This is a genomic window from Brucella sp. LJL56 (genome assembly GCF_054871705.1).
This window is the reverse complement of sequence record NZ_JBTXLQ010000008.1, coordinates 112,799-138,885: the sequence shown is the minus strand read 5'-3', so window position 1 is coordinate 138,885 and position 26,087 is coordinate 112,799. Positions and strand designations below refer to the sequence as shown.

Sequence of the window (26,087 nt, the reverse complement as noted above, 5' to 3'; positions counted from 1 at the left end):
GATGGAACAGGTTTCCGGACGCGAAGATGCGGCGCCTGCGCGTGCGCCGATTATAACCAAAGAGCGGATTGCCGTTGCACTCCTCTTTCTGATGAACGGCTATATTTTTGGTGGCTGGGCCCCGAAAATCCCGGAATTTGCGGAGCGCCTTGGGCTTGATAGCGCTGGAATGGGACTGATGATCCTCGTCTTTGGCCTTGGTTCCCTGGCCATGATGCCGGTCGCAGGCGCTCTTTCGGCGCATCGCGGTTCGGGTATGGTGGTGCGCATTTTTGCGCTTGCCTTCATTCCGGCTCTGCTGGTCATCGCACTGGTGCCGAATGTGATCACGGCTGTGATCGTGATGTTTTATTTCGGCGGGACCATGGCCGCGATGGACGTGTCGATGAACGCCAATGCGGTGGCGGTCGAAAAGAAGATGCGCCGGGCGATCATGTCATCCTGCCATGCTTTCTGGAGCCTTGGCGGCCTGATCGGCGCTGCCACGGGCGGCTTTCTCATCGCGCAATTCGGGTCGACGGTTCATGCGCTGGTGACGACGATTGTCGCCGCCATCCTGATCGCCGTCGCCTGGCCCTCGATTGTCCCGGACACGGAGCATCATCATCCGAACGGCGAAAAGCAGAAGCTGACCTTGCCGCGCAATCCTCTGCCCTGGCTTGTTGGCGTCATGGCACTGTTCTCCATGGTGCCGGAAGGGGCTATCCTCGATTGGGGCGCCTATCATATGCGTCAGGATCTTGGCGCTTCCGTCACGGTGGCAGGCTTCGGCTTCGCAGCATTTTCGGGTTCTATGGCAATCATGCGTTTTGCAGGCGATCTGGTTCGCGACCGGTTTGGTGCAGTCAAAACTCTGCGCGCCTGCACGATCATTGCTATCATTGGCATGCTGATCGTCGGTTTCGGAAACAGCTCGGCAACCGCGATTATCGGCTTCGCGATCTGCGGGATCGGCATTTCCAACATGGTGCCGATAGCCTTCTCGATGGCTGGCAATATGCCCGGCGTCAATCCGAGTGTCGGCCTGTCGATAGCCACGACGCTTGGCTATTCCGGCATGCTGGTAGCGCCGTCGCTGATCGGCTTTGTCGCCAAGCATAGCGGCTTCGGCGTAGTGTTTCTGGCGCTTCCTGCTCTGCTACTGGTCGTGCTCGCCTTCTCAAGTCTGGCCCGATACGCCGACCATAAGCATTGAACTTTCTTATGACGCGCATCTTATCCGAAAACCGGTTCCCACTTTTCGGGATGCGCTACTCTGCCGTCCAGCCGCCATCGACAGGAATGGCGGCGCCGTTGATCTGCGCTGCCGCATCGCCTGCGAGGAAGGCGGCAACAGCGCCAATCTGTGCGGTGGTGACGAATTCCTTCGTCGGCTGTTTGTCCAGCATCACGTCGCGGATCACGGTTTCGCGGTCCATATGATAGGCTTTCATCTGGTCCGGTATCTGCGCCTCGACAAGCGGCGTCAGCACATAGCCGGGGCAGATGGAGTTGGCGGTGATCTTTGCAGTTGCAAGTTCCAGCGCCAGCGTTTTGGTGAAGCCGACAATGCCGTGCTTGGCAGCCACATATGCCGATTTGAACGGCGATGCCACGAGGCCATGAGCAGATGCGATATTGATAATGCGGCCCCAGCCGCTCTTACGCATATGCGGGATCGCGGCAGCAGAGGTGTGAAAGGCCGATGTCAGGTTGATTGCGATGATGCGGTCCCATTGCTCCGTCGGGAACGCCTCGACCGGAGATACATGCTGGATACCGGCATTGTTGACGAGAATGTCCACGTGGCCGAACTGTTTTACAGTTTCTGCGATGAGCTCGCGGCATTGGTCGGCCTTCGACATATCGGCCGCTATATAGACCACGCTGACACTATGTTCTTGGCTGAGCTTGGCCGCGAGCGCGTGATCCTCGTCACGGTCGGTGAATGAGTTGATCACAACGTTGTGTCCTGCCGCCGCCAGCGCATGGGCTATACCGAGGCCGATCCCGGAATTCGATCCGGTGACGATTGCGGTTTTGCGGGCAGTTGCGTCGGTCATGGGCAGGATCCTCCTTGTCAATCAGGACATAATGAGAGGGCGACATTGCGTCGGCAAGCGATTATATAAAGCGAAAGCCGGATATACGCAGACCCAGATAAATGCGGGCGTTGACATTCGCGTCGCGCTGCGCCACCTGAAAACAGGTACAGTTAAGAACAGAGCAAAATGTCTTCCGAGACCGTCAGCTATTTTTCGCATCCATTTCCTCGCCGCCAATCGGTTGGCGTCAGTGTCGGCGGCGTTATCGTCGGCGGCAGTGCGCCCGTTGTCGTGCAGTCAATGACCAATACGGACACGGCGGACGTGGATTCCACGGTCGCGCAGGTGGCGGCTTTACACCGCGCCGGTTCGGAAATCGTGCGCATCACGGTGGATCGCGATGAATCGGCTGCGGCTGTGCCGAAAATCCGCGAACGGCTGGAGCGTCTGGGGCATGATGTGCCGCTGGTCGGCGACTTCCATTATATCGGGCACAAGCTGCTGGCCGATCATCCGGCCTGTGCGGAAGCACTTGCAAAATATCGCATCAATCCGGGCAATGTCGGTTTTAAGGACAAGAAGGACAAGCAGTTCGCTGATATCGTCGAAATGGCGATCCGCTACGACAAGCCTGTCCGTATCGGCGTGAATTGGGGATCGCTCGATCAGGAATTGCTGACCACGCTGATGGATCGCAATCAGGACGCTGGCGCGCCATTGAGCGCACAGGAAGTCATGCGCGAGGCCATCGTGCAGTCGGCGCTGATTTCCGCCAATCTTGCCGAAGAGATCGGCCTTGGTCGCGACAAGATCATTCTGTCGGCCAAGGTCAGCCAGGTGCAGGATCTGATCGCCGTCTACACCATGCTGGCGCAGCGTTCCAATCATGCGCTGCATCTGGGCCTCACTGAAGCTGGCATGGGCACCAAGGGCATCGTCGCTTCGTCGGCGGCCATGGGCATTCTGCTGCAGCAGGGCATTGGCGACACGATCCGCATTTCGCTGACCCCGGAACCTGGCGGTGATCGCACCCGCGAAGTGCAGGTATCGCAGGAATTGCTCCAGACCATGGGCTTCCGACAGTTCATCCCTATCGTTGCGGCGTGCCCCGGTTGCGGACGCACGACGTCGACCGTGTTCCAGGAACTGGCGCAGACCATTCAGGACGATATTCGTCGCAATATGCCAGTCTGGCGCGAGAAATATCCCGGCGTGGAAGCGCTTTCGGTGGCCGTGATGGGCTGCATCGTCAACGGTCCGGGCGAATCGAAGCATGCCGATATCGGTATCTCGCTTCCCGGTACGGGCGAAACGCCGTCCGCACCGGTCTTTGTCGATGGCAAGAAGGTCACGACGCTGCGTGGTCCTGCCATTGCCGAGGAGTTCCAGAAGATGGTTGCCGATTACATCGAGAACCGTTTTGGACTCGATAAGAAGATTGCTGCCGGACAGAACTAAGCAGGCAACGTCACTGCTCGGGTTGCGGTCTCGGGTGTCGCCTTCAGCGTCGCTGCCCAGTAGACGAGCGTGACAAGGCTGATGCCTGCGCCAAGCAGGCACACGCCATTCCAGCCCGCATGGGCATAGACCCAGGTTGAAAGTGCTGAACCGCTTGCGCTGCCGATAGAATAGAAAACCATATAGGCGGCGGTGAGCCGGTTCTGCGCGTCCGGGCGCACACGATAGATCATAGCCTGATTGGTGACGTGGATGGCCTGAAGGCCAAAGTCGATAATCAGCACACCTGCGATCAGCCAGAGCAGCGAGTGTCCGAGCAGGGCTATCGGGCCCCATGAGAAGAACATCAACAACAAGGCGAAGCCTGTCATGCGCTGGGCATTACCGCGATCCGCCACGCTCCCGGCACGCGACGCAGCAAGCGCTCCGGCAGCACCGGCCAGTCCGAACAGACCGATCTGGGCATGGCTCAGTTCGAAGGGTGGTGCGCTGAGCGGCATGACCATTGGCGCGAGCAAAGTGGTGATATTGGCGAAGATCAGCATGGCGATGATGGCGCGAATGCGCAGCACCGGCTCGGAGCGAAACAGCGTCACGAGCGACAAAATGAGTGCCGCATAGCTGACGCTCGTCTGCTGTCGTTTCTGGTTGGGGAGGCTGCGCCAGAGCAGGAGCGCGATCAAAAATGTAAGAATGGCGGAAACGAAATAGACGCTGCGCCAGCCGGCAATGTCGGTGAGGGCGCCTGCTATCGCGCGTGCCAGCAATATGCCGAGCACGATACCGCTGGTTACGATGCCGACCACATGGCCGCGTCGTGCGGGTTCTGCGAGGCTCGCTGCATAGGCAACAAGCGCCTGTGTGACGACGGCGAGCAGGCCCATAAAAGCCATGGCGACCAGAAGCACGGTGGCATTGGCCGCAAAACCGATTGCGATCAGGGACAGGACCGACAGAAGAAAATGCGTGATGATGAGTTTGCGTCGGTTGAACAGATCGCCGAGCGGGACCAGGAAAATCAGGCCGAGAGCATAGCCGATCTGGCTGGCGGCGACGATGAGGCCTGCAGTTGATCGCTTGAGGCCAAGATCGTCGGCCATCACATCGAGTAGCGGATGAGCGAAGTAGACATTGGCTACCGCTAGTCCGCTTGCAGCCGCAAACAGAAAAAGAGTGGCCGAAGAAAGCAAAGGGCGTGCATCAGGGTTCGCGGACAGCGTTGCTGCCGCGTCGGTTGAAGTTTGCATGATGGACTCCTAAAATGGTTTTAAAATGAAACCATTTTGCTTGTAGTGCAAAAGGTTTTATATTGCAACCAGATTGCAATCGATGGAGTGAACATGGTTCGGAAGAAAAGCATGAAGGGCGATTATTGCCCGAGTGCGCGGGCGCTTGATGTAATTGGCGACTGGTGGTCGCTGCTGATCGTGCGCGAGGCTTTTGACGGCGTGACGCGCTTCAGCGCCTTTCAGAAGAATCTGGGAATTGCCCGCAATATTCTCTCGGAACGTCTGCGCAAGCTGACGGGCGAAGGGATCATGGAATCTGTGCCCGATCCCAATGGCGGTGCACATCAGGAGTATCGGCTGACGGCAAAAGGGCGCGATCTGCTGCCTGTCATCGTGTCCCTCCGGCAATGGGGCGAAAAGCACCTCTTTGCGCCGGGTGAGACGCATTCACGCCTTGTCGACAGCGCTTCAGGCGAGGACGTGGCCGCGCTTGATGTGCGTGCTCAGGATGGGCGTATGCTTTCCGCCGATGATGTGGTCATCATCAAGATACGCGAGGACGATCTCTAAATAGTTGTTTTACGCATTATCCTGCGCAAGACCGCTTCGCACTTTTGCTGGAAATGCTCTAGCTCTGGCGCTCGGCGATGAAGCGGGCCGCCTGCTTCAGAATATCCGCATCCTTACCGAAAGGCACCAGGAGGCTTTCCGCTTGGGCAACCAGTCCAGACAGTTGCTTGCGCGTCCAGTCGATGCCGTGCAGTGAAACCAGCGTAGCTTTTCCGGCGGCTGCATCCTTGCCGGTGGCCTTGCCCATCGCCTCAGCGTCGGCGGTTACGTCCAGAAGATCGTCGGCCAGTTGGAAGGCAAGGCCGATGGCGGAACCGAATTCGGCCATACGTTCGCGGTCCTCACTGGAGGCATTGGCGATGATGGCCCCTGCCTCGCAGGCAAAGCGGATCAGCGCGCCCGTCTTCATCGCCTGCAGCGTGATGATACCGGCTTCGTCGGGCTTGCTGGTTTCGGCCATCAGATCGAGCGCCTGTCCGCCCACCATACCTCCGAGGCCGGATGCGCGGGCAAGCGCTGAAACGAGCTGCACGCGAATTGCTGCATCGAGATCGGTTTCATCGGATGAGATGATGTCGAAAGCATAGGTCAGAAGGCCGTCACCAGCCAGAATGGCGGCGGCTTCATCGAATGCCTTGTGCACTGTTGGCTGGCCGCGCCGCAGATCATCGTCGTCCATAGCTGGCAGATCGTCATGGACAAGCGAATAGCAGTGAATGCATTCGAGAGCGGCAGCAACACGCAGAACAGCGTCGCCACCTTTGCCGAACAAAGCGGCACTTTCGACAACGAGAAAAGGCCGGAGGCGCTTGCCACCGTTCAGGACACCGTGCCGCATGGCGGCGAGCAGCCGTTCCGGGCGGGCGATTTCTCCTGTCCGCAGACGCTGATCCAGAAGGCCCGTCAGTGCTATTTCCACTTCCATGGCACGATGGTTGAGAATGGCGGTGAAATCGGTCGACAGCTTTTCCATGGCAAAGGGGATGGACGAAAGCGCTGAATTGGTCAACTGGCCATAACGATCAGCACAGGCTTTTTCATTTGACCGTCACGAAACGGCACGTTTCGACTTGTTTCCCCGGTTGGATTATGGATTCCGGTTCAAACTTATTAAGGAATGGTTTATGTCGCTTAGGGGAAGGTAGCAGGCGGTGGCAGTGGCAAAAATCATCATCAAGAGCAAAGGTGGGCGCAATTATCTGGCAGATCCCGTTTGGGGTGCCCGGATTGCTCTCGCGCTCAAGATTCTGGTGATTCTGGCTGTACTGCCGATTTTCCTGCTTCTCGTTTATTCCGTGCCCTTCGTCCGCCCGATCTCGACCTTGATGGTCAAGGACTATGTTCTGTTGCAGGGCGTGGACCGCAGATGGGTCAGTATCGACGATATCGCACCGGTTCTCGTCAATTCGGTGATGATGGCCGAGGATGGCCAGTTCTGTAGCCACGGCGGAGTGGATTGGCATCAGCTAGGGCTGGTTCTGGATGATGCGGGCGAAGGAGGCCCGAGCCGCGGAGCTTCCACGATCACGATGCAGACAGTGAAGAACCTCTTCCTCTGGAATGGGCGCTCCTATGTCCGAAAAGGGCTCGAATTTCCGCTGGCGCTGGCTGCTGACGGTATTCTTTCCAAAAGGCGCATAATGGAGATCTATCTCAATATCGCAGAGTGGGGGCCAGGCATTTATGGTATTGAGGCCGCAGCCCAGCATTATTTCAAGCGTCCGGCCGCTAAACTCACCGCCCAGCAATCCGCGTTGCTTGCCGTCACGTTGCCAAACCCCGCACTTCGCAATCCTGCCAAGCCGACACGCAATATGCAGCGCATCGCGCGGATCGTCGCCGGACGTGCTGCAAGGGCGGGGCCCTATGTGGTTTGCGTGCAATAAATACGCGTTACGAAAAAAAGATCAGACTCCGACTGGTCAAAGCCAGCGAGAGCGTGTATAGGCACGTGACTTTCCGGAATTTTGTCCGCTGTGACAGGCTCCACAGGGGCCGTGCCGGACGTTTATTGACCGATCAGTGGAGCTGGATCCATGGCAGTACCTAAAAGAAAAACGTCTCCGTCCAAGCGCGGTATGCGCCGTTCGGCTGACGCTCTGAAGGCCCCGACCTATGTCGAGGACAAGAATTCGGGCGAACTTCGTCGTCCGCATCATATCGATCTGAAGAGCGGTATGTATCGCGGCCGTCAGGTCCTCGAAGCTAAGGAATAAGTCTGACGCTGCATTGCAGCCGAAAGATGGCTTTCAAAAACGCCGTTTCCGGTTTCCGGAAGCGGCGTTTTCTTTTGTGTGGTCGCTGGCCAAGGCGCATGAAAAAAGGCCGCATAAAGCGGCCTTGATCGTGAGCTTATTTCAAAAATCAGCCTGCGTCAGATGCAAATCCTGCGCCTTCGATACCGGCGATGGCTGCAATTTCGTCATTGTCCGATGTGTCGCCTGAAATGCCGACCGCACCGAGGATTTCGCCGCCTGCATCCTTGATCAGAACGCCGCCCGGCACCGGCACGACCTTGCCGCCCGATACGCCCGACAGTCCTTCGAGGAAGTGCGGACGGTCCTTGGCCTGATTGTGCAGCCAGCGCGAGCCCGTTCCGACGGCGAGTGCGCCGAAAGCCTTGCCCGAGGCGATCTCGAAGCGAAGGATCGAGGTTCCGTCCTGCCGCTGAAACGCCTTCAGATTTCCGCCTGCGTCGAAGACGGAGACAGCCAGCGGCTTCAGTTTCAGTTCGCCCGCCTTGGCAAAAGCACCGGCAATGATCGTATTGGCTTGTTCGAGCGTCAGTGAAAGCATGGATATCTCCTATATATAGCTAAATGTAATTTAGCGATCATGGTCGGCGATGCACGCTCCAATGGTGCTCGTCACGGGAAAAACACTTTATCGATTTTCATGAAGACGGTTGCTGACGCACAGCAAAGCTTGCCAAGGCCTGAATTTTGGTCTTTCTGTTGCGCAACATTTCAAGGAGGAAAGAATGTCCGACCCGAAAGCCATCGTCATTGCCAGCGCGGCCCGCACCGCAGTCGGCGCTTTCAACGGTGCATTTGCCAATGTCCCAGCGCATGAACTGGGCGCTACGGTCATCAAAGGTGCGTTGGAACGTGCCGGTGTCGCTGCGACGGATGTAGATGAGGTCATTCTTGGACAGGTGCTGACCGCAGGCGAGGGACAGAACCCCGCGCGGCAGGCCGCGATGGATGCCGGTTGCCCCAAGGAGACGACTGCGTTTTCCATCAACCAACTGTGCGGTTCCGGTTTGCGGGCGGTTGCGCTCGGCATGCAGCAGATACTTTCCGGCGACGCCAAGATCATCGTGGCGGGCGGACAGGAATCCATGTCCATGGCGCCGCATTGCGCCCATTTGCGGTCAGGCGTGAAGATGGGCGACTTCAAGATGGTCGATACCATGCTGAAGGACGGTCTGATCGATGCCTTTAATGGTTACCACATGGGCATCACTGCTGAAAATATTGCCCGCCAGTGGCAATTGACCCGCGGCGATCAGGATGAGTTCGCACTGGCCTCGCAGCAGAAGGCAGAGGCGGCACAGAGTGCCGGCAGATTTGAGGATGAAATCGTTCCCTTCACCGTGAAGGGCCGCAAGGGTGATATCGTTGTTTCGGCTGATGAATATATCCGTCCCGGCACGACGATGGAGGCTTTGGCAAAGCTGAGGCCGGCCTTCGACAAGGAAGGTACGGTCACCGCTGGCAATGCGTCCGGCATCAATGACGGAGCGGCGGCGGTTGTGCTCATGGATGCGGATGAAGCCGCCCAACGCGGTGTGAAGCCGCTTGGGCGCATCGTTTCCTGGGCAACGGCTGGCGTCGATCCCTCGATCATGGGCACAGGCCCGATTCCGGCAACGAAGAAGGCGCTGGAAAAGGCAGGCTGGAGCGTCGGCGATCTTGATCTTGTCGAAGCCAATGAAGCCTTTGCTGCGCAGTCTTGTGCTGTCGTGCGCGATCTCGGTCTCGATGCGGATATCGTCAATGTGAATGGCGGCGCGATCGCTATCGGTCACCCTATCGGCGCATCGGGTGCGCGTGTTCTGACCACGCTGCTTTATGAAATGAAGCGCCGTGATGCCAAGCGCGGCCTGGCGACGTTGTGCATCGGCGGTGGCATGGGCGTCGCTTTGTGTGTCGAGCGCGACTGATACTTCCATAACAAGCCTTGAGGCGGGTGGAGAAATAAGCTCCGTCCGCCTTTTTGTTTCCGCAATGAGACGCTTGAAATCACCGTCGTCGGCGTGATGAAATTGCCGGAAAAGTTAACGCGAAGCTGGTGACAGGGCCGTCCAAGTCGGTTCGGGTTTGCTTTTCTATGGCGTGCCAAGGTCACTGACTACCAGATGTGGTGAGAACAAATGGAGAAAATTTGCAGATCGCCGATTCGTCGCCGATTCGTTCCGGCTTTGGCCTGAAGGTTAATGGAAATTGGATTTTCATCGATTTCGACGTGACCGAACCATCAGTAATCATTAAGACTTTCTGAAGAATCCCGTTGCCGTTGAAACAGCCCGTTGACAGGTTTTTCCAAAAGTTAACAGCCTTGTCGTTTCGCGTCAGAAGAATACAGAAAAGCGGACCGTCCGATTCATTATATGGTGGGTTTTTGTGTTACGATCACTATATGTTGCCGTGAACAAAAGGCGAAGACTTCGGAGTCAGCGATTCGTCGCCGATTCGTTCCAGAGTCGTTCCAATTGTTAATCGACACGTTATTGACTGGCTGCATATCGGTCGTCGAAACATTGGCAACTCGTCCATACTTGAAACTTAACAGGAGCGCTTTCGGTGCAGGTCGTATAGTGCTATCGCAAGAACCAGCATCCAGCCCGTGACGGGCGCTTGTACCGGGAACCCGATTATTGGCATGAACCAACTCCCTGCCCATGATTTGCCGCTGACCTTGAGTGGCCGCGACGTGACTGCGGTGCTGGGGCCGACCAATACCGGCAAAACCCATCTGGCCATCGAACGTATGTTGTCGCATGGAAGCGGCATGATCGGCCTACCGCTGCGCCTCCTGGCGCGCGAGGTCTATAGTCGCGTCGTGGAACGGGTGGGGGCGGCTAATGTCGCGCTGGTGACGGGGGAAGAAAAGATCGTGCCGCCCGGTGCGCGCTATTCCGTCTGCACGGTCGAGGCCATGCCGCGCCGCACCGACGCGGCTTTCGTGGCAATCGATGAAGTGCAATTGGCTGGCGATCTTGAGCGCGGTCATATTTTCACCGACCGCATCCTGCATTTGCGCGGGCGCCAGGAAACGCTCCTGCTCGGCGCCGCCACCATGCGCACTATTCTGGAAAAGCTCTTGCGCGGCATAAATGTGGTGACGCGTCCGCGTCTGTCGCATCTGGCCTATGCCGGTTCGAAGAAGAGCACGCGCCTGCCGAATCGTTCGGCCATTGTCGCTTTTTCAGCGGATGAAGTTTATGCGATTGCCGAACTGATCCGCCGCCAGCGCGGCGGTGCTGCCGTCGTGATGGGAGCGCTCAGCCCGCGGACGCGCAATGCGCAGGTCGAGCTTTACCAGTCGGGCGATGTCGATTTTCTGGTGGCGACCGATGCCATCGGCATGGGACTCAATCTCGATGTCGATCATGTCGCGTTCGCGCAGAACCGCAAATTTGACGGTTATCAGTTCCGTGATCTGACGCCCGCCGAAGTGGGACAGATCGCTGGACGCGCCGGTCGACATCTGCGTGACGGCACGTTCGGTGTAACCGGCCAGGTGCGTCCGTTCGACGAAGAACTGGTCGAGCGGGTGGAAGCGCATAATTTCGATCCGGTGAAAGTTCTGCAATGGCGTACTGCCCGTTTCGACTTTTCATCGCTCGAATCCTTGCGATTTTCTCTGGAGACACCCGCGCCGGTCGAAGGGTTGGCCAAAGCTTTGCCAGCCGTCGATCAACAAGCGCTTGAAAATTTGTCGAAAGACGACGAGATTGTGCGGCTCGCAAAGACACCGGCACGGATCGAGCTCTTGTGGGACGCCTGCGCGCTGCCCGACTATCGCAAGATCGCGCCGGCGCAGCATGCCGATATCATTGCAACCATCTATCAGGATCTTGTCCGCCGAGGGAGCGTCGATGAAGATTATATGAGCGAACAACTGCGCCGCGCCGATAGCACAGAGGGGGAAATCGATACCCTGTCGCATCGTGTGGCGCAAATTCGAACCTGGACTTTCGTGTCGCACAGGCCGGGATGGCTTGCCGATCCGACACACTGGCAGGAAAAGACGCGCGAAATTGAGGACAGATTGTCCGACGCGCTGCATGAAAGGTTGACGAAACGCTTTGTAGACCGCAGGACAAGCGTGCTTATGAGGCGCCTGAGAGAGAATGCCATGCTTGAAGCAGAAATCAGCCCGGCCGGAGACGTGATTGTCGAAGGCCATAATGTCGGGCAACTGGAAGGATTCCGTTTTACCGCTGACGTTCAGGCCGAGGGGCCGGACGCCAAGGCGGTGAAGTCGGCTGCACAAAAGGCGCTGGCCGCCGAGTTTGAACGTCGCGCGGAGCGCTTTGCTGCTGCGCCGAATGGCGATTTCGCGCTCGGCTCGGACGGCGTTATGCGCTGGGTTGGCTCAACGGTCGCAACGCTGGTTGCGGGCGATGAGCTGCTGAAGCCGCGTGCGGTGATCCTGGCCGACGAACAGCTTACCGGAGCGGCGCGCGACAAAGTTGCCGCGCGCATCGAACGTTTCGTAGCTCATCATATCGAAACCATTTTGAAGCCGCTCACCGATCTGGCTGCCGCCGATGCCCTGACGGGCATGACGCGCGGTCTTGCATTCCAGATCGTTGAGAATCTTGGCATTCTTCCGCGCCGCGATGTGGCAGAGGAAGTGCGTGGCCTCGATCAGGATTCGCGCGCGGCGCTTCGCCGTCTCGGTGTGCGTTTCGGTGCCTATCATGTCTTCATGCCCATGTTGCTGAAGCCAGCTCCGGCCGGCCTCATTACGCTGCTCTGGGCCTTGAAGAATGATGGCCGCGAACGCGCCGGTTATGGCGATGTCGTGAATGTGCTGGCTGCGGGCCGTACCTCGGTCGTGGTCGATCCGGCTTTCGATCCGATGTTCTACCGTCTGGCAGGTTATCGTGTGCTGGGCCGTCGCGCCGTGCGTATCGATATTCTGGAACGTCTTGCCGACCTCATTCGCCCGGCACTTGCCTGGCGTCCGGGGTCGGGCACTCGTCCAGATGGCGCTTATGATGGCGGACGCTTCATTGTTACACCGGCCATGATGTCCATTCTCGGTGCGACCACCGATGATATGGAAGAGATCCTGAAGAGCCTTGGCTATCGTCACGAGGCCATGGACGCGGCTGCCGTAGCAGGGAAGCTTGCCGAACTCGATGCCTTTGCAGCGGAAGCTGCAGCCAAGGAAACGGGTGTTTCACCGGTCGCAGAAGCTGAAAAGCCTGCTGTGCCAGCGGCTGAACCTGTACCGGCACCGGTTGTTGCAGCCGAGGCAGAAACCGAAGCCAAGGTGGAAGAAGCCGCTGCTGCAGCCGCGGAAGCCACCCAGCCGGATGAAACGGCAGAAGCGGTGGCTGAAGAGCCAAAGCCTGTTCTTCTGTGGCGTCAGGGTCGTTTCGAAGGCCGCAACCGCAATCAGGATCAGAACCGTCAGCGTCAAAATCGTGGCAATCAGAATCGCGGTCATCAGAACCGTGATCAGGGTGGCGAGGCACGCAAGTCCGAAGGCGGCGCAGACCAGCAGGCGCGTAACGATCGCGGCGGCAAGCGCTTCGACAAGCAAAAGCGTCACGACGGCGAAGGCAAGCGCGAAGGTTCCAAGGGTGACTTCCGTGGTGGCAATCAGCGTCAGCAGAAGCGCGATCATGGCCATCAGGGCGGCAAACGGGTGGAGCAGGAACGTCCTGCGCGTATCGATCCCGATTCGCCTTTTGCCAAGCTTCTTGCTCTGAAAGAGCAGATGAAGAAGTAAGATGACTGCAGAAACGGGCGCAAGACAGCGAATCGACAAGTGGCTGTTCTTCGCGCGCGTGGTCAAATCAAGATCGCTGGCGGCGAAACTCGCCGTTGGCGGCAAAGTCCGGGTCAACCGTGACAAGATCGACCAGGCCGCTCATCAGGTGAAGGTCGGCGATGTACTGACCATTACGCTCGACCGGCGCATCCTCGTTTACAAGATACTTGCTCCGGGTGAACGTCGCGGCCCGGCGCCTGAAGCACAGCTTCTTTATGAAGATCTTACGCCGCCACCGGCATCAGCGACTGCGATGGCACCAGTGGCCGCAACGCCGCAGCGCGAGAGCGGGGCAGGGCGCCCGACCAAGAAAGAACGTCGCGAAACGGATCGCTTACGCGGAAACTAGAGTGTATCTCCCGTATGTGGGAATGGTCTGCGTGGCGAGATGTCCTGCAATGACAGTTCCGGCTGTTGCTGTGATTCCACTAAATTGGGATCAGCTCCAGTCTGGACGTGTTGCCGCAGGTAACTTACGGCGGTGATAGAAATTGCGTATCAAACCGTTCTGGCGAAAGCCTTTTCCACGCGAAACCCCTCAAACGAAATGCTGTTTCAGATGTGCGCGACTTCGTGACATTGCGGCGTTTGTACCCTTGTCATGACAGGATAAAATCGTTACCTCACGCATTGTCATAGAAAGGCATGGGGTCATAAAAGGGCACGGGCTGAGACCCGCACCATTTCCGTGCACAGTGACTTCGTGGCGAGATATTCCAAAGTCCTGAGCCAATTGTCGGCTTGCCGGAGTATCGGCGCAAAGCTGTAGGATAGATAAGCTGCCTATTCAGGAATTCGGGCGGCAACAGGAGTTCGACGATGACGTATGTCGTGACCGATAATTGCATTCGCTGCAAATATACGGACTGCGTCGAGGTCTGTCCGGTCGATTGCTTCTACGAAGGCGAAAACATGCTCGTCATTAATCCCGACGAATGCATCGACTGTGGCGTATGTGAACCGGAATGCCCTGCCGAGGCTATCAGTCCCGACACTGAGCCGGGCCTCGACAAGTGGCTGGAACTGAACACCGAATATGCGGCAAAATGGCCCAATATTACTGCCAAGAAGGACGCCCTGCCGGAAGCCAAGGAAATGGACGGCGTTGCTGGAAAGCTGGATAAGTATTTCTCCGCAGAACCAGGTAGCGGCGACTAATGCCGGATCGGCGTTGCAGGAAGTGCTGTCAGGCTGCTATGCTATAGAGACGATATTGTAAGTATGTCCTTGTTCCACAAGACTTAGCGCGTCAGGAACATGCAAGTTCGGCCTGTTAAAACTGTCAGGTTGTCGAACATTGTAGAATTGCAGGGGTTATCACTTGCTTTTTCTGCAATGCAGGGACAGAAGACGAATGAAATCACGGGAAAACGCCTATCTTTTAGGCGTGTTGAGTTGCCAGATGCGACATATTTGGCAATTTGTTGATTCTTTCGCGAAATTGTGTTAGGTTGCTTCCATAATTTCGGTGACTGGACGTCAATTCGTGGCGCTATGCGTTAATCTCTGAAAGGGCTGATCTTTAGTACCGGGCTGAATGGCACCGGGGAAGATGATTGCGATCTGGCGTCGTCCCCCTCACCGTACACCCGGTCGATTAGATTTGTCGTCAGATACGTTTTCAGTTCCAAGCCGACAACCAACTTCCGTGCTTCATTCCTCCGGAGCGCGGTCGAACATCATGTGTCAACCGGCGGGTCGCGCCGGGCACAACAGGGAGTAATGAAGCGTATGTCATCCCAGCAGAAAAAGTCTCCAGTAGCGCGTGGCGGTTTCAAGGCCGGTGAGGCCATCGTATATCCGGCTCATGGTGTCGGCCAGATCGTCACCATCGAAGAGCAGGAAGTGGCAGGTCACAAGCTCGAGCTTTTCGTGATCGATTTCGAAAAAGACAAGATGCGCCTGAAGGTGCCGGTCGCCAAAGCCGCTACCATCGGTATGCGCAAGCTGTCGGAGACCGACTATGTTGAGCGCGCCTTGAAGGTCGTACAGGGCCGCGCACGTGTAAAGCGCACCATGTGGTCACGCCGCGCCCAGGAATATGATGCAAAGATCAATTCCGGCGATCTGATCTCGATCTCGGAAGTCGTTCGCGATCTTTTCCGTGCTGAGAACCAGCCGGAACAATCCTATTCCGAGCGTCAGCTCTATGAAGCTGCCCTTGATCGTATGGCACGTGAGATCGCTGCCGTGAACAAGCTTTCTGAAACCGAAGCTGTTCGTCTGATCGAAGCAAACCTTGCCAAGGGACCGAAGCGTGGCAAGGCCGACGCTGAAGCTGACCTCGACGATGATGAAGTAGAAGCTGCATAAGCCTACTTCTCTTTCTTTCAAAAAGGCCCGGTTTTAGCCGGGCTTTTTTTGTTTTTCTCTTCGCCGGGAGTTGAGCGCATACCCTCCTTGTGAATAGGGAAATATTACTTGGTTAAAATTTTATTGAATTTTGCAATCAATCATTAACCTCTCCAGTCATCTTTCTGCATTGTCAGAGATTTATCCTGGGTTGGAGGGAACCTGATGGCACCTGACGCGTTCTTTCAGACACCAGTTCGTAAACGGGTTTGTTTTGCGGCGTAATCGTATTGGCCAAAGAATAGGCCTGGCGGGGAGTTTTGGACGAATTCGCTAGTTCGTCCAAGGGGTCTTTGTGGGACTGGCATATCCTTCCACTGAACGCCTGTCGGGCGTGAGTTCAGAACAGGAGAACCAGATGAAGCAGTCATCCATGAGCAGTTCTTCCGCAGTTCCAGCCAATCGCATGCCTATGGTTGCGCGTAGCCTCCCAGCCGCAGCCGCTTCTTCTCAGTCAATGATCCGTAGCGCAATGTCGGCTCCCTATCTGGAGCGCGAAGAGGAACGAGCCCTCGCCATTCGCTGGAAGGAACTGAAAGATCAGGAAGCACTTCACCGCATCACATCCGCCCATATGCGTCTCGTCATTTCGATGGCCGGGCGCTTCCGCAAGTTCAAGCTGCCGATGAACGATCTCATCCAGGAAGGCTATGTCGGCCTTCTTGAAGCTGCCGCGCGTTTCGATCCCGAGCGGGAAGTGCGTTTCTCGACTTATGCATCGTGGTGGATTCGCGCGTCGATGCAGGACTATATCCTGCGCAACTGGTCCATCGTGCGCGGTGGCACAAGTTCGGCGCAAAAGGCGTTGTTTTTCAATCTGCGGCGGCTTCGTTCGAAACTGGCTCAGTCCGATGACAATATGACCAAAGCCGAGATGTATCGGGAAATTTCCGATCAATTGGGCGTTTCGACAAACGATGTCGAGATCATGGACAGCCGCCTTTCGGGACCAGACAGCTCTCTATCGGCACCTGTGAACAATGACGAGTCTGGCGCGTCCCGTCGTATGGATTTTCTGGTTGACGATCATCCCCTGCAAGACGAGATCGCCGAAAGCTCCATTGATATGGAGCGCCGCAATCAGTGGCTCAATGTTGCTCTCGACACGCTGAACGAGCGCGAGCTGCACATTATTCGCGAGCGGCGCCTCGATGATGACGGCGTTACGCTTGAAGCGCTGGGTGAAAAGCTTGGCATTTCCAAGGAACGGGTGCGGCAGATCGAAAGCCGGGCGATGGAGAAGCTGAAGATTGCTCTGTTGAGCCAGCATGAACTGGCAGCCTATCAGGCATAAGCTGTTAGCTACGATCAGGACAGCACAAGTAGAGGGGGCTGGCGACTCCTCCTTACTTTTGTGGGTCGGTGGTCTTGCCTTCAAGCCGGGACGACCAATCCTCAACCTTGCGGTTTTCGAGGCGACGCACTGCATAGCGCTTCCAGCTATCGGCTAGATGCGAAAGCTCCGCCATATTGGCGAGTTCTTCGTAGTTCAGTGTATCGACATAGAGCAGATGCCAGACCCGGTTCAGCGTCCAGTCCGGTGAAAGGCGATCGATGAGTGTCATCGAATCGCCAGTTTCCACAGCGCCTTCCTCCAGCACACGATAATACCAGCCTGTCCGCCCTGTCTTCTGGACGCGAACGGCCATATCGGCTGTTGCGAAGCGTTCGTTCAGTTTCCAGCAGGGTTGGCGTCCCTGTGAAACCTCGACAAGCGCACTGCCAAGCCGGAACCTGTCGCCCACGGCAACATTGCGTTCATCGAGACCCGACGTGGAGATGTTTTCGCCGAAAGCACCGCGCAAGTTCAGACGCGGATTGTCACCAATTTCGTCACGCCAGACAGCATAATGGTCATGCGGATAATGATGGAGTGCCTTTTCCGGTCCGCCATGCACTTTCCGGTCGCCTTGAGCGTCGCAGGCCAGCCCTTCAAACGTTACGCGGACTTTGCCGGTAACCGGCTGCTTGTCGATGCCGCTTGGAACGCCGCGCGGCCCGAGAGGTGTAATTTTCCCGGCAAGGACAGAATGGATAAGTGTTTCCATCGTTAAGGCCTACTCGCTGATCAGCTTCACGCGGTCGCCGACCGAAACCGTCGCCCCCGCTGACATGGCATTGAGAAGGCGGAACAGTTCCAGCTTGCGGGTGGTGCCCTGCATGCGTGCCGACAGGCTGGCCAGCGTGTCGCCCGGCTTCACCGTCACGACGCGGATGCGAAGCGGCTTGATGGCGTTTTGTTCGGCTGGCGACAGCAGGCGGAAGGATTGAGTGACCGTCTGCGAAGCGGGCAGAAGGGCATTGCTGCCTTTCGGTGCCGCGGTCAGGAAGCGATAGACCTTGTTGTTGGCACCGATGACCACGATGTCAAACTGCCACCGGTCGGCACTGGCGCGCGCAGTTGCGGCAGGCAAACCGTTGATGATGGCGGTCTGGATCGAACTGTCGTCGAGACCTGTCACCCAGCCGGACCGGATATAGTCGGCAAGGTTCGATCCGGCCGGAAGAGATGCGCCATCGAAACGGATGGCAACCTCGCCGGGTCCGCTGGCCATGACCGCATTGGCCGAGTTGTCGATAGTGAAACCAACCGGCGCGCGGAAGGTGACGCCGAGCTTCGGATGGATGAAGGTCTGTTCGCGGACATAACCTTCGTTGGGCGAGTCGCCGTAAAGAAGGCCATCAATTCCATTGAGGAAGGAATCACGATCGGTCGTGCCGACACCCGGTGCGCCGATGCGGCGCGCATGGCCAAGCGCAAGCTGGATGCGCTGCGGTGTTGCCGGATGGCTTGCGAGAAAGTCGAGGCTGGCATCGGTCGCACCCGAAACCGAACGAAAGCCCTGATAGGCTTCCATCGATTGCAGGAAACGCGCCGAAGCAAACGGATCGTAACCGGCTTCGCCGATCATCTTGATACCGATTGCATCCGCCTGCAGTTCCTGATTGCGCGAGAATTGCGCAAGCCGCAGCTTGCCGCGCAGTGCTTCTTCCCGGCTGGCAGATTCATTATGCAGCACTTCGCTGGCAACACGCCCGGCTATGGCCGTCTCAGCTTCCTTCTCCTGTCGCAGAATGCCGTGATTGGCGATGACATGGCCCATTTCGTGGGCAATCACCGCCGCGACTTCCGACGAATCGTTGGCGAGCGCAAGCAGGCCGCGCGTGACATAGAGATAGCCGCCTGGCAATGCGAAGGCGTTGATATTTGGACTATCGAGAATGGTGATGCGATAGGTCTGGTCCGGCTTGTCAGTAACGGTCGTCAGCTTGCCGACGATCTTCGCCACCATGCGTTCAAGCCTTTGGTCCTTATATTCACCACCATAGGTCGCGAGGATGCGTGGATGCTGCTGCGCGCCAAGCTGTGCCAGCCGGTCATTGCGCGTTACATTGTCGACCGTCACCGGATTGTCGGAAGGCTGCAGGCCCAGATCCTTGCTGGAATTGATCGACTGACAACCTGAAATCAGGGCGATCGCAAGCAAGCCAAGACCGATGGCTGGTTTCCGCCAATTTTGCTGCGTCCATTCTGGCAGGGAGATAGGTAGACACAGGAAGGCCCGGGAGCGGGTCGATTGACGGAACAGTATTTTATCCTCGCTTCTGAATCAGATTGCATGATCCGAGGCCAAATCTAGCCACAGACCAGAAAGCGTACAAGCGCACAAGAAAGCTGTAGCCGGTTCTTCCGACAGATTGCGAACAAAATATGTCCGCAACCGTAACTCTATTTGAGGCTCGGCACTGAATTCCGTTTTTCGCCGATATAGTGCCGCAGTGCTTCCGGTCCAGTCGGGGAAAGCAGTTTGTTGGCTGGGCCTTGCGCGGAGATCTGTCCGTTGTCGAGGAATATGAGCAAGGCGTCGAGATAGAGCGCGTCTTCCGGTGTGTGCGTGACCATCAATACTGTCATGCCGGTTTCAAGGTGAAGCTCCCGGACCAGATCCAGCATCTGGTGCCGCAGGGCAGGGCCGAGTGAGGCAAAGGCTTCGTCAAGGAGCAGAACCGGGCGCTGGCGTATGAGAGCGCGGGCAATCGCTACGCGCTGACGTTCACCGCCGGACAAAGCTTCCGGTTTGCGCTGCACCTTGCCTGCAAGTCCAACACGCGACAAAGCCTCCGCAATATCGGCGCGGTCTTTTGCGTTCAGCTTCAGATTGGGCGAGCGCCCGAGGCCGACATTCTGTTCGACGGTCAGGTGGGCAAACAGGTTGTTTTCCTGAAACACCATCGAAACAGGCCGTCTGGCTGGTGAAAGCTCGCTAACGTCGACATCGCCGATCCGGATGCGGCCGGATTGCGGAAATTCGAAACCGGCAATCAGGTTGAGAAGTGTCGACTTGCCCGAACCGCTTGGCCCGATAATCGCAGCGATGATGCCGCCTTGTATCGTCGCATCGAAATGCATGGCGGTTTCACCATAGCTGAAACGAACGTCATCAAGGCGAATTTCGGCAAGCGCGTTTATCGGGGCATTCATCTGGGCATTCATAGAGAAGGCTTTTCCTTTCGGGATGCGCGATCTGCGATCATCATCAGTGCAAGGCAAAGCAGCCCGAGAATGAGCGCCAGACCAGCCGCGTCGAATGTGCGATAGCTGCCCATGCGCTGCAAGAGGAGATAGGGCAGCGTCAAAAGTGCGTCGCTGCCGAATAGAGCAATGGTGCCGAGGTCACCGAGCGAGAGCGCCATGGCAAAAGCAAAGGCCATACCGAAAGGTTTGCGGATTGACGGCCAGTCGATGAGCTGGAAACGGTTAAGGCCGTGAATGTCCAGTTGTGCGCAAAGCCGGTTGTGGCGGCTGGCCGCCGTGTCCCATGCGGGGCGCAGCAGACGCACGGCAAAGGGCATGGCCATCGCCGCATTGACGGTGACGACCATGAAAGGTGCCATCGCAAACGGATCGGTGAAGTGGCGAAGCAGGATGAACCAGCCAGCGCCGATCACAATGGGCGGCATGACAAGGATCAGGCTGGCACCTGTATCGAAGATGTTGGCGAGCTTACGTTCTTTCACTGCTTCACGTGCTGACACAAGCGCAAGTGACAGAATGACTGAGAGTAGTGCTGCGGAAAAACCGAGCACCAGACTGGTGCCGATCGCGCGCCAGACCGTTCTCTCCGTCAATAGTCGCACGAGATCGGCGGCGAGACCGGAAATGACCACGCCCGCAATCGGCAGTGCGACATAGAGGAAACCTGTTCCGATGATGACGATGTGCGAAATACGTTCAGCCGTAGACGTTTTGCCGTAACGTCGCGGTGTCGCGAAATGGGTGAAGCCTTCTTCGGATGGGCTACCGGTCAGACGCAGGGCCAGAAGGACAAGCAATGTCAATGCAAGCTGCGTGAAGGTGAGAGCGACCGCGCGACCCGGATCGAAATCGAAGTGCAGGCTTTGGTAGATCGCGACTTCCAGCGTGGTGGCACGTGGCCCGCCGCCGAGCGTCAGCACGGTCGTGAAACTTGTCACGCAGAGCATGAAGATCAGGCCGATCATGCCCGGCAGATTACGCCGGATCACGGGCCATTCGATGAGCCGGAAGCGCGCTCCATTGCCCATGCCGAGCTGTGCGCAGAGCTTCCAGTAATCGGTCGGTATCGACTCATAACCTGCCAGAATGAGACGGACTGCAAGCGGCATATTGAAGAAGATATGGGCGATCAGGATACCGGTAATGCCGTAAATATCCGGTTGGAACGGATGTCCTGCAGCTTCGGACAGATGTGCGATGAATCCGTTGCGGCCATAGATGCTGGTAACGCCGAGTACTGCGACCAGTGCAGGCAGAGCAAGCGGCAGGGCAAACAGACGCAGAATAAGGCCGCGCCCCGGAAAGCTTGCTTCCGCATAAAGCGCGCGGGCGACCGGAACTGCAAACAGCACGGAAAGCAGGCTCGAAGCGATTGCCTGCAGGATTGTGAAGCGGGCAACCCGCCACAGATAGGTGTCGAAATTGGCTGCAGCATCGAAACCGCCGCTGCCCGCTTCGAATGCCAGTGCGACGAGCGCACCACCGGCAAGCACGACCAGAAAGACAAGCGCGAGCACACCCGCAGCCGGTTTTGCGGCGGATATGCCTTTCAGACGGTGCTTTGCCGCAAATGCCGTCATTTGCTGGTTGCAGCCAACCATTCATCGACCCATGACTTCCGGCTCTTGGCTACTTCGTCGGAAGGGAGGAGAAGCGTCTTATCCGGTTTCGGCAGCGCGTCGAAAGCAGCCGGAAGCGCGGTGGAAGTCTTGCCCACCGGATACATCCAGTTGGTCTCAGGAATGACATCCTGGAAGCCGGGACCAGTCATGAAAGCCAGAAACTTTTGTGCCATAGGATTTTTCGCGCCGGTCGTGGTCTGGGCGGCCAGCTCGATCTGTAGATAATTGCCTTCCGGGTAGGCCAGAGCCTTATAGCGCTCCGTCTTTTCCGCGATCATGTGATAGGCGGGAGACGTCGTATAGGACAGCACCATCGGGGCTTCACCCTTGGTGAAGAGGCCATAAGCTTCCGACCAGCCGGGCGTGACGGTCAGGATGCGCTTCTGCAGTTTCTGCCAGGCCGCTTCCGCCTCATTGCCATAGACGGATTTCATCCAGAGCAGCATGCCCAGCCCCGGCGTTGACGTGCGCGGGTCTTGCAGCACGATCTTCTGCGAGGGATCGCCTTCGACCAGATCCTTCAAGCTCTTCGGGGGATTGGGCAGCTTTTCCGAATCGTAGACCACAGCGAAATAACCGTAATCATAGGGAACGAAAATATCGTCCTTGAACCCGCCTGGAACGCTCACATTGCTCTGATCGATGCCGCTTGGAGCAAAAAAGCCGGTAGCGCGCGCTTCGGTCGTCAGATTGGTATCGAGACCGAGAACGATATCGGCTTTGGTATTGCTGCCTTCAAGCTTGAGGCGGTTGAGCAGGGCAACACCGTCAGCGGATGCAATCCAGTCAATTTCGCAGTTGCATTCCTTCTCGAAGTTTTCCTTGACCTTCGGCCCCGGTCCCCATTCGGAAACGAAACTGTCATAGGTATAGACGGTGAGCTTGTCTTTCGCCTGCGCCGAAGGCGTGAAAGCAACGGCTGCGGAAAATGAAAAGGCCAGCAAAGATAAAAGCCGTATCACGGCACTTCCTTTCTTTTATTACAAGAGGATCGAGCGCCGTTTATGGAGCGTCTAATCCCTCCGCCGGTGCAAACCGGATCAGGTTCAGCGGGTTGGCCGGGAATGCGACCTCTCAGCCATCCGCGAAAGCAGACGGCACCCCGTTAGAGCGGTTGCGACAATAATCTTTCGCAATAGGAAGGGCAAGACATAGCAATGGCAGCGAATGCAGGCTTCCGGCGCGGATTTGCCCGTGTTATGAGCGGCTTATGAGCACATTCGTAATTCTCCTCGGCGGCGATCTGGTCGTGACCGATCGCCTAAAACGCCAAATTGCAGGTGCGCGTATTCTCGCTGCCGATAGCGGGATCAGGCATGCAGCCGCTCTCGGTGTCGAACCGGAACTGTGGCTCGGCGATTTCGATTCGGCATCTGCCGAACTGCGCGTGCAATATGGACACGTGCCGCAAAAGACGTTCCCCTCCGCCAAGGACATGACGGACGGAGAACTGGCGCTTGAGGAGGCCTATATGCGGGGTGCGGATCGCGTGATCCTTTGCGGAGCCTTTGGCGGACAGCGCACCGACCACACGCTTCTGCATCTGACCATGGCGACGGCGCAGGCCGCAAATGGGCGAAACGTGCTTCTGTCCAGCGGTTTCGAGGAAGCGTGGCCTTTGCCGCCGGGAGATTATGTTTATGACTTTCCGGACGGAACACCGTTCAGTGTGATTAATTTCAGCACTGTCGAAGGCCTTTCGATCACAAATGCGGAGTGGCCGTTAGATAATGTGACACTCCCGTTCGGTTCTTCATGGACGGTTTCTAATGTAGTTCGCGGAACACTTCGTGTTACTGCGTATTCTGGATTGGCGATACTTATCGCCAACTTGGCGGTGGAGGAAACACCGCGCTGAGCCCGCTAACCTTATCAATCGAAAGAGCTTGACGCTGGCAGGCGAAACGTATTGTAAATGGGCCAAGCGGGTGTCATCTGCTTTACGCCGAAATTGGGGACGCAAAGTCGGTGATTAGTTCAACTCTTGTAGGAGATGTTTCATGAAATCACGTCTTACGATGATTGCTGTTGCTGGCGTGCTCGCGTTCTCGACCGCTGCATGCACGACGAACGAACAGCGCACCGCTGGTTACGGTGTCGGTGGCGCAGCACTCGGCGCTCTCGCTGGTGGCGCAATCGGCGGCAATGGCCGCGGTGCTCTTGCTGGTGCTGCTATCGGCGGCGTTGCCGGTACGCTCCTTGGTGCAGCGCAGACGCGCAATGGCACGCAGTACTGCCGCTATCGTGATCCGTATGGCCGCGTCTACGAAGCGCCTTGCCAGTAATAGCCGGGCCAAGAATATAGCGGCTGATGCATATCAGTTGGAGAACAGGTCGGGGAAACCCGGCCTGTTTGTTTTTCGCGGGTCTTTTCGTACCGTTCCATTTGACAGGACGGCTTTTGTCGCGGACAAGCAGGGCGGAATTTTCAACCCAGTTTATCGACGAGAACCATGGCACCACCACTCCTTCGCCTCGACCAGATCAAGCTCACCTTTGGAGGCACACCGCTTCTGGAGGATGCCAGCCTTTCGGTAAGCGAAGGTGATCGCATCGCACTGGTCGGACGTAACGGCTCGGGTAAATCCACCCTGCTCAAGATTGCCGCCGGCATGGTGGAAGCGACATCGGGCGAAGTTTTCAAGCATCCGGGCGCAACCGTTCGCTATCTGCCACAGGTACCGGACATGGACGGCTTCGCCAATGTGCGCGCCTATGTGGAAGCAGGGCTGGGGCCGGCCGACGACCCGCATCGTGTCACCTATCTCCTTGAACATCTGGGACTGACCGGCGAGGAAAAGCCTGATCATCTGTCCGGTGGTGAGGCGCGCCGCGCCGCCCTGGCGCGGGTGATCGCGCCGCAGCCGGATGTTCTGTTGCTGGACGAACCGACCAACCATCTGGATTTGACCACCATCGAGTGGCTTGAGGGCGAGTTGCGCCAGATCCGCTCGGCTATCGTGCTGATCTCGCATGACCGTCGCTTTCTGGAAAATGTCAGCCGGGCGACCGTCTGGCTGGATCGCGGCATTACGCGCCGTCTTGAACAGGGGTTCAGCCATTTCGAGGAATGGCGCGACAAGGTTCTGGAAGAGGAAGAGCGTGATCATCACAAGCTCGGACGCCAGATTGCGCGTGAGGAGCACTGGTTGCGTTACGGCGTCACCGCCCGCCGCAAGCGCAATATGCGCCGTCTCGGCGAACTGCATTCCATGCGCGCTGATTTTCGCAATCATCGCAAAGCGCAGGGGACGGCGGTACTGACCGCCAGCGATTCCAAGGAATCGGGCAAGCTGGTGATCGAAGCCAAAGGACTGAACAAGGCCTATGGCGACCGCGTGCTGGTCAAGGATTTTTCGACACGTGTGCAGCGCGGCGATCGTATCGGTTTCGTCGGTCCGAACGGCGCCGGAAAGACGACGCTTCTGTCGCTTCTGACTGGCAAGCTTGAACCGGATTCAGGAACCTTGCGGCTCGGCGTCAATCTCGAAATGGCCGAACTCGACCAGAAGCGCGAAAGCCTCAACCTGGATGAGACACTGGCGCATTACTTGACGGACGGGCGGGGCGAAAGCCTGGTTGTCAACGGCGAACAGCGGCATGTCGTTTCCTATATGAAAGACTTTCTGTTCCAGCCCGAACAGGCGCGCACGCCCATTCGCGAACTTTCCGGTGGCGAACGTGCCCGTTTGATGCTGGCCCGCGTTCTGGCACGGCCCGCAAATCTGCTTATCCTCGACGAACCAACCAACGATCTCGATATGGAAACGCTCGATCTGTTGCAGGAGCTGGTCGCAGGTTTTCCCGGAACGATCATTCTGGTCAGCCATGACCGCGATTTTCTGGATCGCACGGTTACGTCGGTGATTGCGCCGGAAGGGGACGGAAGCTGGCTCGAATATGCGGGCGGCTATGCCGACATGATGGCGCAGCGCAAGGAGCAGGCTTTGAACCGGCGCTCGGTCAAGATGTCAGGCAGCCGAAGTGATGAGAAGTCGGAAGAGGACACTTCGCAGCCGAAGCGTGAGGAAAAGCGTAAGCTTTCCTACAAGCAGAAATTTGCGCTCGAAACCCTGCCGGGCAAGATGGATGCTCTCTCGAAGGAAATCGCAGTGCTGGAAGGCAAGCTTGCCGACCCGCAGCTTTATGCCAAGGACCCGACGCTTTTTGCCAAGACTGCCGATCTTCTGGAGAAGAAACGCGCTGAAAATGCGGCCATGGAAGAAGAATGGCTGGAGCTGGAAATGTTGCGAGAGGAAATCGAAGGGTAAGGCTACCCTTC

Annotated in this window: 23 protein-coding genes and 1 riboswitch; of the genes, 14 read left to right on the top strand and 9 right to left on the bottom strand. The window is 57.3% G+C overall.

Annotated elements, in window-relative coordinates; all coding sequences use genetic code 11:
• The first annotated feature begins 1 nt into the window (after window position 1).
• Entirely contained in the window at window positions 2-1,195 is a 1,194-nt protein-coding gene (locus tag ACYSN1_RS18965; protein WP_461727087.1) for an MFS transporter, read from the top strand.
• 55 nt (window positions 1,196-1,250) lie between these two features.
• Here the strand turns inward: ACYSN1_RS18965 and ACYSN1_RS18960 are convergent, their stop codons facing one another.
• Window positions 1,251-2,042: a 3-hydroxybutyrate dehydrogenase gene (locus ACYSN1_RS18960; protein ID WP_461727086.1), complete on the bottom strand. Its 792-nt coding sequence runs from the start codon at window positions 2,040-2,042 to the stop codon at window positions 1,251-1,253.
• Window positions 2,043-2,210: 168 nt separating this feature from the next.
• Between ACYSN1_RS18960 and ispG the strand changes: the two genes are divergently transcribed.
• Window positions 2,211-3,482: a flavodoxin-dependent (E)-4-hydroxy-3-methylbut-2-enyl-diphosphate synthase gene (gene ispG, locus ACYSN1_RS18955; protein WP_461727085.1), complete on the top strand. Its 1,272-nt coding sequence runs from the start codon at window positions 2,211-2,213 to the stop codon at window positions 3,480-3,482.
• On the opposite strand, the gene ACYSN1_RS18950 is transcribed toward ispG, so the two are convergent.
• A complete protein-coding gene (locus tag ACYSN1_RS18950) occupies window positions 3,479-4,729 on the bottom strand; it encodes an MFS transporter (RefSeq protein ID WP_461727084.1) in 1,251 nt (416 codons plus the stop codon). The two genes, ispG and ACYSN1_RS18950, sit on opposite strands and share 4 nt — an antisense overlap.
• Window positions 4,730-4,822: 93 nt before the next feature.
• Here ACYSN1_RS18950 and ACYSN1_RS18945 point away from each other — a divergent pair, with 93 nt between their 5' ends.
• Complete coding sequence (locus ACYSN1_RS18945) at window positions 4,823-5,281, top strand: winged helix-turn-helix transcriptional regulator (RefSeq protein WP_461727083.1); 459 nt, start codon at window positions 4,823-4,825, stop codon at window positions 5,279-5,281.
• Between the two features lie 58 nt (window positions 5,282-5,339).
• Here ACYSN1_RS18945 and ACYSN1_RS18940 read toward each other — a convergent pair whose 3' ends face one another.
• Window positions 5,340-6,254, bottom strand: a complete 915-nt coding sequence (locus ACYSN1_RS18940; protein WP_461727159.1) for a polyprenyl synthetase family protein — start codon at window positions 6,252-6,254, stop codon at window positions 5,340-5,342.
• Between the two features lie 184 nt (window positions 6,255-6,438).
• On the opposite strand from ACYSN1_RS18940, the gene mtgA reads away from it, so the two are divergent.
• Window positions 6,439-7,167 carry a monofunctional biosynthetic peptidoglycan transglycosylase gene (mtgA, locus tag ACYSN1_RS18935; RefSeq protein WP_461727158.1) on the top strand — a complete coding sequence of 243 codons (729 nt, stop codon included), beginning with the start codon at window positions 6,439-6,441 and terminating at the stop codon, window positions 7,165-7,167.
• A 150-nt stretch (window positions 7,168-7,317) separates the two neighbouring features.
• A complete protein-coding gene (gene rpmF / locus ACYSN1_RS18930; RefSeq protein WP_006467787.1) occupies window positions 7,318-7,497 on the top strand; it encodes a 50S ribosomal protein L32 in 180 nt (59 codons plus the stop codon).
• A gap of 148 nt (window positions 7,498-7,645) precedes the next feature.
• Here the strand turns inward: rpmF and ACYSN1_RS18925 are convergent, their stop codons facing one another.
• Window positions 7,646-8,077, bottom strand: coding sequence for a GlcG/HbpS family heme-binding protein (locus ACYSN1_RS18925; protein WP_140021987.1), 432 nt, complete (start codon window positions 8,075-8,077; stop codon window positions 7,646-7,648).
• 184 nt (window positions 8,078-8,261) lie between these two features.
• On the opposite strand from ACYSN1_RS18925, the gene ACYSN1_RS18920 reads away from it, so the two are divergent.
• From ACYSN1_RS18920 to ACYSN1_RS18895, 6 genes are all read left to right on the top strand, one after another.
• A complete protein-coding gene (locus ACYSN1_RS18920) occupies window positions 8,262-9,446 on the top strand; it encodes an acetyl-CoA C-acetyltransferase (protein WP_461727082.1) in 1,185 nt (394 codons plus the stop codon).
• 719 nt (window positions 9,447-10,165) lie between these two features.
• Complete coding sequence (locus ACYSN1_RS18915; protein ID WP_461727081.1) at window positions 10,166-13,252, top strand: helicase-related protein; 3,087 nt, start codon at window positions 10,166-10,168, stop codon at window positions 13,250-13,252.
• A gap of 1 nt (window position 13,253) precedes the next feature.
• Window positions 13,254-13,643 carry an RNA-binding S4 domain-containing protein gene (locus ACYSN1_RS18910; RefSeq protein ID WP_461727080.1) on the top strand — a complete coding sequence of 130 codons (390 nt, stop codon included), beginning with the start codon at window positions 13,254-13,256 and terminating at the stop codon, window positions 13,641-13,643.
• 470 nt (window positions 13,644-14,113) lie between these two features.
• Window positions 14,114-14,452, top strand: coding sequence for a ferredoxin FdxA (fdxA, locus tag ACYSN1_RS18905; protein WP_105542707.1), 339 nt, complete (start codon window positions 14,114-14,116; stop codon window positions 14,450-14,452).
• 573 nt (window positions 14,453-15,025) lie between these two features.
• Window positions 15,026-15,607, top strand: coding sequence for a CarD family transcriptional regulator (locus ACYSN1_RS18900; RefSeq protein WP_105542706.1), 582 nt, complete (start codon window positions 15,026-15,028; stop codon window positions 15,605-15,607).
• Between the two features lie 397 nt (window positions 15,608-16,004).
• Window positions 16,005-16,940, top strand: coding sequence for an RNA polymerase factor sigma-32 (locus ACYSN1_RS18895; protein ID WP_461727079.1), 936 nt, complete (start codon window positions 16,005-16,007; stop codon window positions 16,938-16,940).
• Between the two features lie 52 nt (window positions 16,941-16,992).
• Here the strand turns inward: ACYSN1_RS18895 and ACYSN1_RS18890 are convergent, their stop codons facing one another.
• The 5 genes from ACYSN1_RS18890 to thiB all read right to left on the bottom strand — a co-directional run bounded on the left by ACYSN1_RS18890 (window position 16,993) and on the right by thiB (window position 22,764).
• On the bottom strand, window positions 16,993-17,694 hold the full coding sequence (locus tag ACYSN1_RS18890) for an MOSC domain-containing protein (RefSeq protein ID WP_461727078.1): 702 nt from the start codon (window positions 17,692-17,694) through the stop codon (window positions 16,993-16,995).
• A gap of 9 nt (window positions 17,695-17,703) precedes the next feature.
• Window positions 17,704-19,185, bottom strand: coding sequence for a cell division protease CdlP (gene cdlP, locus ACYSN1_RS18885; protein WP_461727157.1), 1,482 nt, complete (start codon window positions 19,183-19,185; stop codon window positions 17,704-17,706).
• Between the two features lie 191 nt (window positions 19,186-19,376).
• Window positions 19,377-20,117 (bottom strand): thiamine ABC transporter ATP-binding protein, encoded by a 741-nt coding sequence (thiQ, locus tag ACYSN1_RS18880; protein ID WP_461727156.1) that lies wholly within the window; start codon window positions 20,115-20,117, stop codon window positions 19,377-19,379.
• Between the two features lie 20 nt (window positions 20,118-20,137).
• Entirely contained in the window at window positions 20,138-21,763 is a 1,626-nt protein-coding gene (gene thiP, locus ACYSN1_RS18875; protein WP_461727077.1) for a thiamine/thiamine pyrophosphate ABC transporter permease ThiP, read from the bottom strand.
• Complete coding sequence (gene thiB, locus ACYSN1_RS18870; RefSeq protein ID WP_461727155.1) at window positions 21,760-22,764, bottom strand: thiamine ABC transporter substrate binding subunit; 1,005 nt, start codon at window positions 22,762-22,764, stop codon at window positions 21,760-21,762. Before thiB ends, thiP begins: the two co-directional genes overlap by 4 nt.
• A gap of 41 nt (window positions 22,765-22,805) precedes the next feature.
• A riboswitch (TPP riboswitch) is annotated at window positions 22,806-22,920 on the bottom strand.
• Between the two features lie 95 nt (window positions 22,921-23,015).
• On the opposite strand from thiB, the gene ACYSN1_RS18865 reads away from it, so the two are divergent.
• The 3 genes from ACYSN1_RS18865 to ACYSN1_RS18855 all read left to right on the top strand — a co-directional run bounded on the left by ACYSN1_RS18865 (window position 23,016) and on the right by ACYSN1_RS18855 (window position 26,076).
• Entirely contained in the window at window positions 23,016-23,663 is a 648-nt protein-coding gene (locus ACYSN1_RS18865) for a thiamine diphosphokinase (protein WP_461727076.1), read from the top strand.
• A gap of 142 nt (window positions 23,664-23,805) precedes the next feature.
• On the top strand, window positions 23,806-24,090 hold the full coding sequence (locus tag ACYSN1_RS18860; protein ID WP_010661429.1) for a hypothetical protein: 285 nt from the start codon (window positions 23,806-23,808) through the stop codon (window positions 24,088-24,090).
• Window positions 24,091-24,258: 168 nt separating this feature from the next.
• Window positions 24,259-26,076, top strand: coding sequence for an ABC-F family ATP-binding cassette domain-containing protein (locus tag ACYSN1_RS18855; protein ID WP_461727075.1), 1,818 nt, complete (start codon window positions 24,259-24,261; stop codon window positions 26,074-26,076).
• Window positions 26,077-26,087: the final 11 nt, after the last annotated feature.

Excerpts from the sequence above, each read along its gene's own strand:
- ACYSN1_RS18965 (WP_461727087.1), top strand. The coding sequence starts at position 2 with ATGGAACAGGTTTCCGGACGCGAAGATGCGGCGCCTGCGCGTGCGCCG.
- ACYSN1_RS18960 (WP_461727086.1), bottom strand. The coding sequence starts at position 2,042 with ATGACCGACGCAACTGCCCGCAAAACCGCAATCGTCACCGGATCGAAT.
- ispG (WP_461727085.1), top strand. The coding sequence starts at position 2,211 with ATGTCTTCCGAGACCGTCAGCTATTTTTCGCATCCATTTCCTCGCCGC.
- ACYSN1_RS18950 (WP_461727084.1), bottom strand. The coding sequence starts at position 4,729 with ATGCAAACTTCAACCGACGCGGCAGCAACGCTGTCCGCGAACCCTGAT.
- ACYSN1_RS18945 (WP_461727083.1), top strand. The coding sequence starts at position 4,823 with ATGGTTCGGAAGAAAAGCATGAAGGGCGATTATTGCCCGAGTGCGCGG.
- ACYSN1_RS18940 (WP_461727159.1), bottom strand. The coding sequence starts at position 6,254 with ATGGAAAAGCTGTCGACCGATTTCACCGCCATTCTCAACCATCGTGCC.
- rpmF (WP_006467787.1), top strand. The coding sequence starts at position 7,318 with ATGGCAGTACCTAAAAGAAAAACGTCTCCGTCCAAGCGCGGTATGCGC.
- ACYSN1_RS18925 (WP_140021987.1), bottom strand. The coding sequence starts at position 8,077 with ATGCTTTCACTGACGCTCGAACAAGCCAATACGATCATTGCCGGTGCT.
- ACYSN1_RS18920 (WP_461727082.1), top strand. The coding sequence starts at position 8,262 with ATGTCCGACCCGAAAGCCATCGTCATTGCCAGCGCGGCCCGCACCGCA.
- ACYSN1_RS18915 (WP_461727081.1), top strand. The coding sequence starts at position 10,166 with ATGAACCAACTCCCTGCCCATGATTTGCCGCTGACCTTGAGTGGCCGC.
- ACYSN1_RS18910 (WP_461727080.1), top strand. The coding sequence starts at position 13,254 with ATGACTGCAGAAACGGGCGCAAGACAGCGAATCGACAAGTGGCTGTTC.
- fdxA (WP_105542707.1), top strand. The coding sequence starts at position 14,114 with ATGACGTATGTCGTGACCGATAATTGCATTCGCTGCAAATATACGGAC.
- ACYSN1_RS18900 (WP_105542706.1), top strand. The coding sequence starts at position 15,026 with ATGTCATCCCAGCAGAAAAAGTCTCCAGTAGCGCGTGGCGGTTTCAAG.
- ACYSN1_RS18895 (WP_461727079.1), top strand. The coding sequence starts at position 16,005 with ATGAAGCAGTCATCCATGAGCAGTTCTTCCGCAGTTCCAGCCAATCGC.
- ACYSN1_RS18890 (WP_461727078.1), bottom strand. The coding sequence starts at position 17,694 with ATGGAAACACTTATCCATTCTGTCCTTGCCGGGAAAATTACACCTCTC.
- thiP (WP_461727077.1), bottom strand. The coding sequence starts at position 21,763 with ATGACGGCATTTGCGGCAAAGCACCGTCTGAAAGGCATATCCGCCGCA.
- ACYSN1_RS18865 (WP_461727076.1), top strand. The coding sequence starts at position 23,016 with ATGAGCACATTCGTAATTCTCCTCGGCGGCGATCTGGTCGTGACCGAT.
- ACYSN1_RS18860 (WP_010661429.1), top strand. The coding sequence starts at position 23,806 with ATGAAATCACGTCTTACGATGATTGCTGTTGCTGGCGTGCTCGCGTTC.
- ACYSN1_RS18855 (WP_461727075.1), top strand. The coding sequence starts at position 24,259 with ATGGCACCACCACTCCTTCGCCTCGACCAGATCAAGCTCACCTTTGGA.